Origin of the sequence: Microbispora sp. H10830 (assembly GCF_014161375.1) — a bacterium.
Taxonomy (GTDB): domain Bacteria; phylum Actinomycetota; class Actinomycetes; order Streptosporangiales; family Streptosporangiaceae; genus Microbispora; species Microbispora catharanthi.
This window is the reverse complement of the sequence record NZ_JABBWX010000006.1, coordinates 228,741-243,101: the sequence shown is the minus strand read 5'-3', so window position 1 is coordinate 243,101 and position 14,361 is coordinate 228,741. Positions and strand designations below refer to the sequence as shown.

Genomic DNA, 14,361 nt, shown 5'->3' with positions numbered 1-14,361 from the left:
TCGCTATCTTTCTAGATATGCCGGAACAGCACCCTCGGCCGCTCGCCGACCGCTACGAGCTGCGCACCCGCATCGGCCGGGGCACCATGGGCACCGTCTGGCGGGCGTACGACCGGTCACTGGGCCGGGAGATCGCGGTCAAGGAGATTCGCCAGGACCCCTCGCTCAGCCCACGGCAACGGCAGGAGCTGCGCGAACGCATGATGCGCGAGGGCCGCATGGCGGCGCGCGTCAGCCATCCCTCCGTCGCCACCATCCACGATGTGATCGTGTCCGACGGCATCCCGTGGATCATCATGGAGCTCGTCGAGGGCCGCTCGCTGGAACAGGTGATCGACGAGGAGGGGCCGCTGCCGCCGCGTCTGGTCGCGGAGATCGGCTACGACCTGCTCGGCGCGCTGCGGGCGGCCCACGCCCAGGACATCCTGCACCGCGACGTCAAACCGGCGAACGTGCTGCTGACCGAGACCGGCAGAGTGGTGCTGACCGACTTCGGCATCGCCAAGGCGCTGGGCGACCACGCGCTCACCCAGACCGGCATGGTGATCGGCTCGCCGGGATACACCGCGCCGGAGCGGGCCCGGGGCGATTACACCGGCCCCGAGTCCGACCTGTGGTCGCTCGGCGCGACGCTGTACTTCGCCGTCGAGGGACGACCGGCCTATGAGCGCTCGACCGTCGGCGAGACGCTGGCCGCGTTGATGACGGAGGAGGCCGACCCGCCCGCCCAGGCCGGGCCGCTGCGGCCGGTCCTGGACGGGCTGCTGGTGAAAGACCACACCGCGCGCCTCACACCGGAGCGCGCCGCCGCGATGCTGCGCCTGATCGCCGACACCCCCACGGGCACCATTCCCGCGGTGCCCCCGGCACCGCCACCCACGCCCGCCCCGGCTCCCCCGGGTGATGCGAAGGCGCGCCCCGACGGTAACGGCTCGGCCGACCGGTCCCACGTCGCGGAGTCTCGCGGCGGCACCCCGACCGCCACTGGGGCCGCCACTGGGGCGGCCGCCCGACCCCCCGGAGGGAACATGACCGGAGACGACGAGGACGACGCGAACCGCACCATGGTCGTCCCCCGCCCCGCAGGCGGCCTCCGCCTCCCCTCCCCGCCCCCGGGCGGCTCCCGGAACGGTGCCCCGGGCGAGCCCGAGCACGTCCCCGAGGCCGCCGACAGGCACAGCACCACGGTGCCCGGCAGGCTGCCCGGCCGGGGACCGGCGGCGCCCCCGCCCCCCGGCCCCGTCGCCGGGAACCGTCCCGCGCCCGTCATGCCGGGGCCTCCCGCCGGCCCGCCCGTCCCGGGGAGGCCGCCCAGCCTGGGCACGGACCTGTTCACAATGCAAGGACCCACCGGCCCGGACGCCAAGACGCAGGCCCGGGTGCTCGTGACGATGGGAATCGTGCTCGTCGGCGTCCTCGCGCTGATCCTCCTGGGCGTCTTCATCTTCGCCAAATGATTCGTAAAGGGATCAGCTACGCCGATGCCGTCCGCCTGCTCGGACAGGAGAGCAAGGTCGTGAAGGCCCTCACCGGCACTCTGATCGATGCCGTACCGGTGTTGTCCCTGTTCGACATCAAGGACGAGGCCGTACGGCTTGCGGGCGAGGCGACCGGCGTGCTTCGCGACCGGGTGACGGGCCTGAACCGGTATGACCGTACGGCCCGGCTGGAGGCGGCCCAGGCCGTCCTCGTCGTCGTGGCGTTCTTCGAGGCCCTCGACGAGCTGCGCCTGCCGTTCGATCCGAAGGAACTCCGCCTCACCGGGGCCGAGGAGGGAATGCTGGCGGGAGCCGGCCCACGACCGGGATCGATCGTCGACACGTTGATGAGGATCGCGCCTGCCGGTTTCCGGGCCGATCGCTCCTACGCGGACATGCTCGACTCGATCGAGGCCTACCACCACGGGCTCGCGTCGGCGCTGACCAGGTTCATCTCGGGGCTGGCGGTCCGCGACCGGCTGGACGCGACCGAATGGGCACGCGCCAGGACGGCGATCGAGCGGGAACTGCCCGAGGCCGCCTGCCGGAGATACGAGGAACTCCACCGGCGGCTGGCTTCGGACATCCCCGAGTTCGCACTGTGGCGCGACGCGATCGAGCGGAGGCACGTGACCACGGGCCTCGGCGAGCTGGAGAGGCTGCTCACCGAGATCGCCGCCCGCACCAGGACGCCGGAGCACCGGCACACGCTGTCGCGCGCCCATCGGGCCGTCCTCGATCGGCCGATCGCGCAGTCCGGAGAGGTCCCCCCGGGTATGCGCATGCCCACCCTCGTCGAGGCGTACGTGAACCCGCGCTTCCGGCCGGCCGAGTACGGAGTGCAGGACGATCCCAGCGCCGAATCATGGTGGGACCAGAGGGAGCCGAGCGACGACATCACAGGCTTCCTGGCCCGCCACTTCACTTCGCCCGAGGCCACCAGGATGCCGCTGGTCGTGCTGGGCCAGCCCGGTGCCGGGAAGTCCGTGCTCACCAAGGTCCTGGCCGGTCGCCTCCCGGCGGGCGATTATCTCCCGGTGCGCGTGCCGCTGCGGGAGGTGCCCGCCGACGGGACGATCCAGGAGCAGATCGAGGCCGCGGTGCGGGAGACCACCGGTGAGCACGTCAGCTGGCCCGAGCTGACGCGCTCGGCGGACGACGCGCTGCCGGTGATCATGCTGGACGGGCTGGACGAGCTGCTCCAGGCCACGGGCGTCCACCGGTCCGACTATCTGAGCCGGGTGGCCGACTTCCAGCGCCGGGAGGCGGAGCTGGGCCGCCCGGCGGTCGTGCTCGTGACCACACGCACGGCCGTCGCCGACCGGATGCGCTTCCCGCCGGGGTGCCTGACGATCCGGCTCGAACCCTTCAGCGCGGAGCAGGTCCGCCGCTGGCTGGCGGTGTGGAACGCCGCGAACCAGGACTACTTCACCGCGCACGGCCTGCAACCGCTGCCGCCGGAGACGGCGCTGGCGCACGGCGACCTGGCGTCGCAGCCGCTGCTGCTGCTGATGCTCGCGCTGTACGACGCCGACGCCAACGCCCTGCGGCGCGGCGAGACCGGGCTCGGCCAGGCCGAGCTGTACGAGCGGCTGCTGACCCGCTTCGCCCGCCGTGAGGTGGACAAGCACCAGCCGGGGCTGCCGGAGACGGCGGCGGCGCAGGCCGTGGAGCTGGAGTTGCGCACCCTGGCCGTGGCGGCGTTCGCGATGTTCAACCGCGGCAGGCAGTGGGTCACGACCAAGAGCCTCAACAGAGACCTGACCGCGCTGCTCCCGGCCCGGGCGGCCCAGACCACGAGCTTCCAGGCGCCCCTCTCCCGAGCCGACCGGGTGATCGGGAAGTTCTTCTTCGTCCATCAGGCGTCCGCGGAAAGGGACGGCGCCAAACTCCAGACCTACGAGTTCCTGCACGCCACCTTCGGCGAGTACCTCGTCGCGCGGATGACGCGCGATGTCCTGCGCGGCATGGTCGCCCGCGAGACGGCGGCCGCGGCCGACCCGTTCTTCGCTCCCCCGCAGCCGGACGACGGGCTCCTCCACGCGCTGCTGTCGTTCTCACTGCTGACCGAGCGGCAGCCGACCGTGGAGTTCCTCCGCGACCTGCTGCCCGCCCTCGACCGTGAGCCCGCAACGGACCTGCTCGTCCGGCTGCTGCACGGCGCCGAGACCCGGACCGACCAGAGCTACGCCGACTACCGGCCCGGGAGGAACACGTTCGTCACCCGGTGCGCCTACTACACGGCCAACCTGGTCATCCTCGCCTCCCTCGTCGCCGGCGGAATCACCGCCGGCCGGCTGTTCCCCGGCGACGGACATCCCGTCCGCTCCTGGCCTCACCTGACGTCTCTCTGGTACGCGCGCCTGAGCGGAAAGGCCTTCGAGAGCCTGGTCCGGCATTTCCATGTCGAGCGGATATCCCAGCATGGCAACCGCGATCTGATCGTCCGGTACATCGGCGACGGCGGCTACCGGCGAGTAGGCGGCTTCGAACCCGGTTGGGATGAGGAGGGGACCCCGCCGAGCCCGCACACACTCGACATGGTGCATTTTCGCGGCGATCGGGAACTCGACGGGCTGGCCAGGGCCGCCGAGCCGGCGATCATGGCCGCGGATCTCCGCTCCGCCGCCCAACTCTTCAGCTACAGCGAAGAAGCGGTGGAGCACCTGGCCGACGCGTGGCGGATCACCAGGGGAATGCGGGAGACGATCGAGGCGATCACGGCAGACCTGCGTGATGAGTACCGGAACGATCCCGCAAGAGTCGCGGCGGCCTTTCGCAGGGTGACGGGCTCTGAGCTGCCCGACGCGGTGGTCGAGACCGACCGTTCAGAAGACGCGGATCCGGGCAGGAACGTGCCGTAGGAAGAGCCGAAGGACTGAGGCATGGACGAATTCCGCATCGAGCACGACTCCATGGGCGAGGTCCGGGTGCCCGCCCGTGCCAAGTGGCGGGCCCAGACGCAGCGGGCGGTGGAGAACTTCCCGGTGTCCGGCCGGGGGCTCGAGCCGGCGCACATCGCGGCGCTCGCCCGCATCAAGGCCGCCTGTGCCAAGGTCAACGCCGAGTACGGCGTCATCGACAAGGACATGGCGCAGGCCGTCCAGGAGGCGGCCGAGGAGGTCGCCGGGGGACGCTGGGACGACCAGTTCCCTGTGGACGTCTTCCAGACCGGCTCAGGCACCTCGTCGAACATGAACATGAACGAGGTGGTCGCCACGCTGGCGCAGGAGCGGCTCGGCCGGGCCGTCCACCCCAACGACCACGTCAACGCCGCCCAGTCGTCCAACGACGTCTTCCCGTCCTCCATCCACATCGCGGCGACGTACGCCGTGGTGCACGAGCTGACGCCCGCGCTGGAGCACCTGGCGACCGCGCTGGAGGAGAAGGCGACCGAGTTCGCCGACGTGGTGAAGTCGGGCCGCACCCACCTGATGGACGCGACGCCGGTCACGCTCGGCCAGGAGTTCGGCGGCTACTCCACCCAGATCGAGCTGGCGCTCGAACGGCTTCAGGCGGCGCTGCCGCGCCTGGCCGAGCTGCCACTGGGCGGCACGGCCGTGGGCACCGGCGTGAACGTGCCGGGTCCCGGCTGGGCACAGGCCGTGATCGCCGAGCTGAGCCGGACGACCGGCCTGCCGTTCACCGAGGCCAGGGACCACTTCGAGGCGCAGGGCGCGCGTGACGGCCTGGTCGAGCTGTCGGGCATGCTCAAGGTGATCGCCGTCTCGCTCAACAAGATCGCCAACGACCTGCGCTGGATGGGGTCGGGCCCGCGCGCCGGGCTGGCCGAGATCAACCTGCCCGACCTGCAGCCGGGCTCGTCGATCATGCCGGGGAAGGTCAACCCGGTGATTCCGGAGGCCGTCACGATGGTGGCCGCGCAGGTCGTGGGCAACGACGCCGCGATCACGATGGCCGGGGCCTCGGGATCGTTCGAGCTCAACGTGATGCTGCCGGTGATGGCCCGCAACGTGCTGGAGTCGATCCGGCTGCTGGCCAACGTGTCGCGGCTGCTCGCCGACCGGTGCGTCGGCGGGATCACCGCCAACGTGGAGCGCCTGCGCGAGTACGCCGAGTCGTCGCCCTCGATCGTCACACCGCTCAACCGATATGTGGGGTACGAGGAGGCCGCGAAGATCGCCAAGCAGGCGCTGAAGGAGCGCAAGACGATCCGGGAGGTCGTCATCGAGCGCGGTCACGTGGCGAGCGGCGCGCTGACCGAGGAGCAGCTCGACCAGGCGCTGGACGTGCTGTCCATGACCAGCCCCACATAGGAAGGCGGGCATCTATGTCGCCGGCCGCCATGTGCCCGGAAGAGCGTGGTTCCTATCGTGAGGCAGCATGAGCCTTGAAGGGCGTACGGCCCTCGTCACCGGCGCGGGGAGCGGCATCGGACGGGCGTGTGCCCGGCGCCTGGCCGCCGAGGGCGCGCACGTCGTCGTCGCCGACATCAACGCCGAGGCCGCGGGCAAGGTGGCGGCCGAGATCGGCGGCACGCCGGTGGCCGTCGACCTGTCCGATCCGGAGTTCCTGGTGGCCTGGCGGGGTCAGCTCCCGCCCTCGCCGGCCACCCACCTCCGGGCCGACATCGTCGTGAACAACGCGGGCTTCCAGCACGTGGCCCCGATCGAGGAGTTCCCGCCCGAGATCTTCAGCAAGATCATGCGGGTGATGGTCGAGGCGCCGTTCCTGCTCGTGCGGGACGTGCTGCCCGGGATGTACGAGCGCGGCTGGGGCCGCGTCGTCAACATCTCCTCGGTGCACGGCCTGCGCGCCTCGCCGTTCAAGGCGGCCTACGTGACGGCCAAGCACGCGCTGGAGGGCCTGTCGAAGGTGATCGCCCTCGAAGGGGCGCCGCACGGCGTGACCTCCAACTGCGTCAATCCCGCGTACGTGCGGACGCCGCTGGTGGAGAACCAGATCGCCGACCAGGCGCGCACCCACGGGATCAGCGAGGACGAGGTGGTGGAGCAGATCATGCTCGCCCCCGCGGCGATCAAGCGGCTGATCGAGCCGGACGAGGTGGCCGAAATGGTCGCCTACCTGTGCGGCCCCCAGGGATCGTTCGTCACCGGCGTCTCGATCCCCATCGACGGAGGATGGAGCGCGCGCTGACCACTCCGGCTCCCAAGAACACGGCGGCCCCCAGAAACACGGACGGCGCCTACGCCTACCTCGACCTGCTCGCCCGGGAGGCGTCGGCGGTCGAGTTCGAGGGCCCGATCCTGCAGGCCAGGGCCGCCGGGGCCGACTCCGCGACGCTGGAGGAGCTGGAGCGGGCCAAGGTCGCGGCGCTGCAGGTTCGGGCCGTGCTGCGCCGGCGGGCCAAGCGCGAGGCGGAGCTGTCGGCGCTGTTCGACACCGCCAGCGACCTGGCCGGGCTGCGCGACCTCGACGCGGTGCTCGAGGCCATCGTGCACCGGGCCAGGCAGCTGCTCGCGACCGACATCGCGTACATGACGCTGAACGACCCCGAGCGCGGCGACACCTACATGCGGGTGACCGACGGGTCGATCTCGGCCAGCTTCCGGCGGCTGCGGCTGCCCATGGGCGCCGGGCTGGGCGGGCTGGTCGCGCAGAGCGGCACGCCGTACAACACGGCGGACTACTTCGCCGACCCCAGGTTCCGGCACACGAACACGATCGACGTGGCCGTCCACGAGGAGGGCCTGGTGGCGATCCTCGGGGTGCCGCTGCGGCTCGGCACGCAGGTCATCGGCGTGCTGTTCGCGGCCAACCGCAGCGCCAGGCCGTTCGTGCAGGAGGAGGTGGCGCTGCTGTGCTCGCTGGCGGCGCACGCCGCCGTGGCCATCGACACCGCCCGGCTGCTGCAGGAGACCCGGGCCGCGCTGGCCGAGCTGAGCGAGGCGAACACGCTGATCAGGGCGCACAGCGAGTCGATCGAGCGGGCCGCCGACGCGCACGACCGGATGACCGGCCTCGTGTTGCGCGGCGGCGGGGTCGAGGACGTCGCCGCGGTCGTCACCGAGGTGCTGGGCGGCCGCCTGACCGTGCTGGACGACGAGGGCCGCCCCCTCGTGGGCGAGTCCGGCGACCTGGACACGGGTGTCTTCGACGCCGCCCAGTCCTCGCGGGCGCTGGGCCGCACGGTGAAGCGGGGCGACGCGTACGTCGCGTCGGTGGACGTCGGGGCGGCGCCGCTGTGCACGCTGGTCCTGCGGACCGACCACCCGGTGTCCGACACCGACCAGCGGATCCTGGAGCGCGCCGCGATCGTCACCGCGCTGCTGCTGCTGTTCCGCCGCAGCGTGGCCGAGGCGGAGGGACGGGTGCGCGGTGAACTGCTCGACGACCTGGTCTCCCGCCCCGAGCTGCGCGGGCTGGGCGACCGGGCGCGGCGGCTCGGCGTCGACCTCGACGCGCCGCACGTGCTGGTCGTGGCGCGGCACGACGGCCAGCGGGAGCGCGGCGCCTTCTGGGCGTCGTCGCAGGCGACGCTGGCGCACGGGCTGGCCACCGCCCGGGGCGACGAGGTCGTGCTGCTGCTGCCCGGCGACCGGCCCGGCGCGCTGGCCCGGCGCGTCGCGGCCGAGCTGAGCGCCTCGCTCGGCCGCCCGGCCACGGCGGGGGCCGCGCCGGCCTCCGGGCCGGTGACGGCGGTGGCGTCCGCCTACCAGGAGGCCCTTCGCTGTGCGGGTGCGCTGGTGGCCCTCGGCCGTACGGGTGACGGCGCGAGCGCCGAGGAGCTGGGCTTCGTCGGCCTGCTCGTGGGCGAGCGGCGCGAGGTGTCCGGCTTCCTGTCCGGCGCGCTCGGGCCGGTGCTCGACTACGACGCGCGCCGGGGAACCGCCCTGGTCAAGACGCTGAGCTCCTACTTCGGCACGGGCGGCTCGCTGTCGCGTACGGCCGAGGCCCTGCACATCCACGTCAACACGGTGACCCAGCGGCTCGACCGGGTGGGGCAGTTGCTCGGCGAGGACTGGCAGGAGCCCGAGCGCGCCCTGGAGATCCAGCTCGCCCTGCGGCTGCACCGGCTGCGCACCCACATGCCGGACGCCTGAGGTGTGTGGCGGCGCCCCATAGGAGTGACCTCGGTCACTGCATACCGTGTGCGGAACCCCCCATCGGAGGAGTTCCCATGGCAAACACCCCACCTGCCCGGATCGGAAAGGTCGTCGGGGCCAGCCTGATCGGCACCACCATCGAGTGGTACGACTTCTTCCTGTACGGCTCGGCCGCCGCCCTGGTATTCAACAAGCTGTTCTTCCCCACCGAGGACGAGCTGACCGGCACACTGCTGGCGTTCCTCACCTACGCCGTCGGCTTCGTCGCCCGGCCCCTCGGCGGGCTGGTCTTCGGCCACTACGGCGACCGGCTCGGCCGCAAACGGCTGCTGGTCATCAGCCTGCTCATGATGGGCGGGGCGACGTTCCTCATCGGCTGCCTGCCGACGTACGCCGCGCTCGGCGCCGGCGCGCCCCTGCTGCTGACCTTGCTCCGCCTGGTGCAGGGTTTCGCCCTCGGCGGCGAGTGGGGCGGCGCGGTGCTGCTGGTCTCCGAACACGGCGACCCCCGCAACCGCGGCTTCTGGGCGTCCTGGCCGCAGGCCGGCGCTCCCGGCGGCAACCTGATCGCCACCGGGGTGCTGGCGCTGCTGGCCGCGGTGCAGCCCGACGACGCCTTCCTCGCCTGGGGCTGGCGCATCGCGTTCCTGCTGTCCGGCGTGCTCGTGCTGATCGGCCTGTGGATCAGGCTGACGGTCACCGAGTCGCCGGTGTTCCAGGAGGCGCTGGACCGGCAGGAGCCCGCTCCGAAGGCCCCCATCGCCGGCGTGCTGCGCCATCACTGGCGCGACGTCCTGGTGGCGATGGGCGCCCGCATGGCGGAGAACGTCTCCTACTACGTGATCACCGCGTTCGTCCTCGTGTACGGCACGACGGCGGCGGGCCTGCCCAAGGGAACCGTGCTCAACGCCGTGCTGATCGGCTCGGCGTTCCACTTCGTCACGATCCCGCTGTGGGGCGCGCTGTCGGACCGGATCGGCCGCAGGCCCGTCTACCTTCTCGGCGCCGTCGGCGTCGGCCTGTGGGCCTTCGCGTTCTTCCCGCTGATCGACACCAAGAACTTCGCCCTGGTCACCCTGGCGGTGACGGTCGGCCTGCTGCTCCACGGCGCGATGTACGGCCCGCAGGCGGCGTTCTTCTCCGAGCTGTTCGCCACCCGGATGCGTTACTCGGGCGTGTCGATCGGCTACCAGCTCGCCTCGATCGCGGCCGGCGGCGTGGCCCCGCTGATCGCGGTCGCCCTGCTCGACGCGTACGGATCGAGCGTGCCGATCTCCGTCTACGTGGTGGCGGCGGCGATCCTCACGATCATCGCGGTGATCGCCTCCAGGGAGACCCGCGACCGCGACCTGTCCGCCATCGAGCCGACCTCGGGCGCCGCCCAGGCCGCCGCGATCGTGAAGGAGGCCTGATGCGCGCCGGTGCCGTCGTGCTGGCGGCCCTGGCGCTGGCCCTCCCCCTGGCCGCCGCCGTCCCGTCCGAGGCCGCCGCCTGCCCGGGGGTGACCGTGCCGGGCGCGCAGAAGCAGGTGATCGCCTGCCTCGACGATCTCACCACGAAGGGCGCGCTGGCCTCCGGCCACACCGACCAGTCGGACTGGTCGGGCCTCAACTCCCCCGGCGCCGTGAACCCCGGCGGCGTGCCCGGCATGCAGGTCGACGGCTACTTCCCCGACACCTCCACCGGGAACACCAACCACGGCTGGAACCACGACGCGCAGTTCGTCATCCGGCTGCCCCAGCACTGGAACGGCGGCCTGGTCGTCGCCGGGTCGCCCGGCAACCGGGAGACGTACGCCAACGACTTCACGATCTCCGACTGGGCGCTGGCCAAGGGCTACGCGTACGCCGCGACCGACAAGGGCAACACCGGCGTCTACTTCTACCGCGACGGCGTACGGCCCGGCGACGCGGTGGCCGAGTGGAACCGCCGGGTCAGCGAGCTGGCGGTCGCGGCCAAGGCCGTCGTCCGGCAGCGGTACGGCAGGCCGGCCCGCACGACGATCGCGGCCGGCCAGTCCAACGGCGGCTACCTGGTCCGCTGGCAGATCGAGAACCGTCCCGACCTGTTCGACGGCGGCGTCGACTGGGAGGGCACGCTCTTCACCGCCGACGGACCCAACCTGCTGACGTTCCTGCCGCCCGCGCTGCGCGCGTACGCGAAGGGCGACACGGCCGGCGTCGCGGCGGCGGGCTTCGCGCCCGAGTCCGACTTCCTGTGGCCGTTCCACTACCAGTACTACTGGGACCTCACCCAGCGCCTCTACCGTGAGGAGTTCGACCCCGCCTATGACGGCGACGCCGAGGCGGGCACGCCGTTCTGCGCCTCCGGCACGCCCGGCTGCGACACCGACTACGACTACGCCTCCAGGCCCGCGGCCGTGAAGCAGGCGGTCGCGCGGGTGAGCCTCACCGGGAAGATCAAGCGGCCGCTGGTCATCGTCCACGGCACTCTGGACACGCTGCTGCCGATCCGCGAGGATTCCGACGTCTACGCCAAGATGATCGCCGACCGGCACCGCGACCGGCTGCTGCGCTACTACCGCGTCGAGGGCGGCAACCACGTCGACAGCCTCTACCCGGCCTTCCCCGACCGCCTGCGGCCCCTGCTCCCCTGCTTCCGCAGCGCGTTCACCGCGCTGGAGGCGTGGATCGGCACGGGCACGCCGCCGCCCCCGGACGCCACCCTGCCTCGCCCGGCAACGGGCGACCTCGAGAACACCTGCACCCTGGGAGCAACACCATGACCCTGCCCATATCCGCCGAGCGCGTCAGCACGCCCCGCCTGACCCTCAACGTCCTGTCCGTGCCCGGCTCGGCGGGTGACTCAGTGGTGTTCGTGCACGGCAACGTCTCCTCCAGCGCGTTCTGGCGCTCGACGATGACCGCGATCGCGGCGGAGGGGTTCCGGCCGTACGCGCTCGACCTGCGCGGCTTCGGCGACTCCGACCCCGAGCCGGTGGACGCGAGCCGGGGCGTGCGCGACTACTCCGACGACCTGCTCGCGCTGCTCGACCGGATCGGGCCCGCGCACCTCGTGGGCTGGAGCCTCGGCGGCGGGGTCGTCATGCAGGCCATGCGCGACCGGCCCGAGGCGGTCCGCAGCGCCACGCTGGTCAACCCCGTCTCGCCGTACGGCTTCGGCGGCACCGTCGGCCCGGACGGCGTGCTCACCGGCCCCGACGGGGTGGGCTCCGGCGGCGGCGCGGCCAACCCCGAGTTCGTGGCGGCGCTCCGGGCGGGCGACCGGTCGGCCGACTCCCCCGTCTCGCCCCGGAACGTGCTGCGCGCCACGTACGTCGCCGCCGGAACCGACCTGGGCGAGGAGGAGGACGCGTTCGTGGAGTCGATGCTGTCCACCCGGATCGGCGAGGACCACTACCCGGGCGACTCCCTGCCCTCGGACGCCTGGCCGGGCGTGGCCCCCGGCAAGCGGGGCGTGCTCAACACGATCGCGCCGACCAACTTCCGGATCGACGACCTGCACGAGATCGCCCCGAAGCCGCCCATCCTCTGGATCAGGGGCGACCAGGACGTGATCGTCTCGGACACGTCGCTGTTCGACCTGGCACACCTGGGGGCGATCGGCGCCGTGCCCGGCTGGGACGGCACGCCCGCCCAGCCCATGGTGACCCAGACGCGGGCCGTGCTGGACCGCTACGGCGCCTACCGGGAGGTCGTCGTCGAGGGCGCCGGCCACGGCCCGCACCTCGACAAGCCGGCGGAGTTCCGCGCGGCGCTGCTCGCACACCTGCGCGGATAGTCGGCGCGGTTAGTCGGCGCGGACAGCCCCGCGCGATCTGAAGTCAGCGGCGCTCGCGCAGGACGCGGACGGCGATGCGCCGCAGCAGCGAGGGGGCCTGCGGCGCCGCCCCGGCGGGCAGGACGTGCACCTGCCCGCCGCGGCGCACCGTCAGCCCGAACAGCAGGTCCACGTCCTTCTGGTCGACCCGGAGCGCGGGCCGCCAGGACCCCGGGCCGAGGCACTCGTCCCCGCCGATCCGGCTCACCGGCACCCGCGCGACGAGCTGCCCGGCCACCCGGCCGGGTATCCCCGGCTCGACCAGCGCGGGCACGACCATGCTGCGACCGCGCCCGTCCTGCTCACGCAGCACCAGCTCGGCCGGCGGCCCGCCGCTCGGCGGCACGTACGGCACGGGCACGACGACGAAGACGTGTCCCTCCTGCCTGGCCACGGTGGCCCGGGACGAGACCAGCGCGATCGACTCGGGGAACGACTTCGGCTCCACGCAGACGCCCAGCTCGCCACGCTCGGACCAGCACGGCACGACGAGCCGCCTGGGCTCGCCGGCGAGCGCGCCCGCGCAGCTCATCGGCAGGGCGGGGCGGGCCACCCGGGTGCGGCCCGCATGGATGCCTCGCATACGCACGTGGACCTCCCACAGCCCGGCGGGCAGCGGCCGTCCGATGGCGGCCGCGCCGGCGTCGAGGCGGGCCTGGCCGCTCACCCACACGCGCACCTGGCCGCCGCGTGCCTGGTCCCCGAGGCCCGCGCGGCCCACCGAGCAGGTGACCGGCAGGGAGTGGACCACGCCGGTCTCCACGTGGCGGACGCAGACCTCCACACGGGCCCTGCGCACCGCGTCGGTCACGTCGGCGCCCTCGTCGTCGAGCAGGCCGTCGAGCAGGCCCTCGACCCCGGGGGGCGGAGTCCACAGCAGCCGGTCGCCCCGCTGCCGCAGCCACAGCGGAGCGCCCCCGGCCCGCAGGATCTCCACGCTCAGGTCGAGCAGCAGCACGCCCTGGTCCCAGCGCAGCTCCCGCAGCTCCGCGCTGAGCCTGGTGCCCCGGGACGCCTCGGCGAGCGCGACCAGCGCGTCGAGGCGGTCCAGGCGCAGCAGCGCCGTACGGGCGCGCAGGTGCGCGGGAAGGTGGACGTCGAGCGAGGCGGGAAAGCGGTCGAGGGTGAAGCGGCGCAGGAAGGAGAACAGGACCATCCGCTCGTCCGGCTCGGCGGCGAGGAACCGCGCGCCCGCGAGACGGCGCAGCCCGAGCGTCCGATACCAGTGGGCCTGGATGCGCTCCCGCTGCGAGCCCGGCTCGGTGTAGGCGTCCACCACATCGAAGATCGCGTTGAGGCCGTCGAAGAGCGCCTCGGCGTCCGGCGCCTCCTCCTCCGCCGTCCCGGAGGAAGCCGGGCCCAGGTGGCAGCAGATCTCGTCGGCCAGCACGGCGATCACCTTCGCGGCGAGGTACGCCCTGGTCACGAACGCCTGCTCGGACAGCGGCCGGTCGGCGAAGCGGAGCTGGCAGGTCTCCAGGAAGTCGCGGCTGAACAGCTTGTGCGCCGTCGGCAGCGCGAGGAGGTGGTCGCGCAGCACGTCGGCCCGGTCCCGGTCGCGGGCGAATGTGGCCGGCGGCGGCCCCTGGTCGGCGAGCCTGCCGATCAGCACGTCGGCGTCGGTCTCCACGGCCCTGTCGTACATCCGCTCCAGTGCGTGCGGCTCAAGCCTGTCGTACTGGCCGAGCAGGTAGACGTACTCGCCGCGGGCCACCGACAGGCCGACGTTGCGCCCGCGCGCGGGCGAGCCGCTGTGGTCGAGGTGCAGGACCCGCACGTTGTCGCGCTGCTCGGCGATCGCGTCGAGCCGCCTGCGGGTCCCGTCCGTCGACCCGTCGTCCGCGAAGACGACCTCGTACTCGTCCGGCGGCAGCGACTGCTCCAGCACCGAGCGCACACACGCGCCGAAGGCGTCGTTCGACAGCCCGGGGTTGGACACGGGCATAACCACGCTGACCTTCACACCCATGAGGCCAAGGGTGCAGTGCGACCCCCGCCCTACGCGCGGGCTTGCCGAAAGGTCGAGAAACCCTGACCAGAGTTTCGCGGACCAG

The 14,361-nt window shown here is 72.6% G+C and carries 9 protein-coding genes; 8 read left to right on the top strand and 1 reads right to left on the bottom strand.

Features of this window, described 5'->3' with window-relative positions; all coding sequences use genetic code 11:
• Positions 1-17 precede the first annotated feature (17 nt).
• From HHX35_RS17880 to HHX35_RS17845, 8 genes are all read left to right on the top strand, one after another.
• Positions 18-1,457 (top strand): serine/threonine-protein kinase, encoded by a 1,440-nt coding sequence (locus tag HHX35_RS17880; RefSeq protein WP_182899922.1) that lies wholly within the window; start codon positions 18-20, stop codon positions 1,455-1,457.
• Positions 1,454-4,342, top strand: coding sequence for an NACHT domain-containing NTPase (locus HHX35_RS17875; protein WP_182899921.1), 2,889 nt, complete (start codon positions 1,454-1,456; stop codon positions 4,340-4,342). The genes HHX35_RS17880 and HHX35_RS17875 overlap by 4 nt, the downstream gene beginning before the upstream one ends.
• Before the next feature lie 21 nt (positions 4,343-4,363).
• Positions 4,364-5,755: an aspartate ammonia-lyase gene (locus HHX35_RS17870; protein WP_182899920.1), complete on the top strand. Its 1,392-nt coding sequence runs from the start codon at positions 4,364-4,366 to the stop codon at positions 5,753-5,755.
• A 67-nt stretch (positions 5,756-5,822) separates the two neighbouring features.
• Positions 5,823-6,596: a 3-hydroxybutyrate dehydrogenase gene (locus HHX35_RS17865; RefSeq protein WP_182899919.1), complete on the top strand. Its 774-nt coding sequence runs from the start codon at positions 5,823-5,825 to the stop codon at positions 6,594-6,596.
• Positions 6,581-8,503, top strand: coding sequence for a helix-turn-helix domain-containing protein (locus tag HHX35_RS17860; RefSeq protein WP_182899918.1), 1,923 nt, complete (start codon positions 6,581-6,583; stop codon positions 8,501-8,503). The genes HHX35_RS17865 and HHX35_RS17860 overlap by 16 nt, the downstream gene beginning before the upstream one ends.
• 77 nt (positions 8,504-8,580) lie before the next feature.
• Positions 8,581-9,918: an MFS transporter gene (locus HHX35_RS17855; protein ID WP_182899917.1), complete on the top strand. Its 1,338-nt coding sequence runs from the start codon at positions 8,581-8,583 to the stop codon at positions 9,916-9,918.
• Positions 9,918-11,252 (top strand): 3-hydroxybutyrate oligomer hydrolase family protein, encoded by a 1,335-nt coding sequence (locus HHX35_RS17850; protein ID WP_182899916.1) that lies wholly within the window; start codon positions 9,918-9,920, stop codon positions 11,250-11,252. The genes HHX35_RS17855 and HHX35_RS17850 overlap by 1 nt, the downstream gene beginning before the upstream one ends.
• Positions 11,249-12,268 carry an alpha/beta fold hydrolase gene (locus HHX35_RS17845; protein WP_182899915.1) on the top strand — a complete coding sequence of 340 codons (1,020 nt, stop codon included), beginning with the start codon at positions 11,249-11,251 and terminating at the stop codon, positions 12,266-12,268. The genes HHX35_RS17850 and HHX35_RS17845 overlap by 4 nt, the downstream gene beginning before the upstream one ends.
• Before the next feature lie 43 nt (positions 12,269-12,311).
• On the opposite strand, the gene HHX35_RS17840 is transcribed toward HHX35_RS17845, so the two are convergent.
• Positions 12,312-14,276, bottom strand: a complete 1,965-nt coding sequence (locus HHX35_RS17840; protein WP_182899914.1) for a glycosyltransferase family 2 protein — start codon at positions 14,274-14,276, stop codon at positions 12,312-12,314.
• Positions 14,277-14,361 lie beyond the last annotated feature (85 nt).

Excerpts from the sequence above, each read along its gene's own strand:
- HHX35_RS17880 (WP_182899922.1), top strand. The coding sequence starts at position 18 with ATGCCGGAACAGCACCCTCGGCCGCTCGCCGACCGCTACGAGCTGCGC.
- HHX35_RS17875 (WP_182899921.1), top strand. The coding sequence starts at position 1,454 with ATGATTCGTAAAGGGATCAGCTACGCCGATGCCGTCCGCCTGCTCGGA.
- HHX35_RS17870 (WP_182899920.1), top strand. The coding sequence starts at position 4,364 with ATGGACGAATTCCGCATCGAGCACGACTCCATGGGCGAGGTCCGGGTG.
- HHX35_RS17865 (WP_182899919.1), top strand. The coding sequence starts at position 5,823 with ATGAGCCTTGAAGGGCGTACGGCCCTCGTCACCGGCGCGGGGAGCGGC.
- HHX35_RS17860 (WP_182899918.1), top strand. The coding sequence starts at position 6,581 with ATGGAGCGCGCGCTGACCACTCCGGCTCCCAAGAACACGGCGGCCCCC.
- HHX35_RS17855 (WP_182899917.1), top strand. The coding sequence starts at position 8,581 with ATGGCAAACACCCCACCTGCCCGGATCGGAAAGGTCGTCGGGGCCAGC.
- HHX35_RS17850 (WP_182899916.1), top strand. The coding sequence starts at position 9,918 with ATGCGCGCCGGTGCCGTCGTGCTGGCGGCCCTGGCGCTGGCCCTCCCC.
- HHX35_RS17845 (WP_182899915.1), top strand. The coding sequence starts at position 11,249 with ATGACCCTGCCCATATCCGCCGAGCGCGTCAGCACGCCCCGCCTGACC.
- HHX35_RS17840 (WP_182899914.1), bottom strand. The coding sequence starts at position 14,276 with ATGGGTGTGAAGGTCAGCGTGGTTATGCCCGTGTCCAACCCCGGGCTG.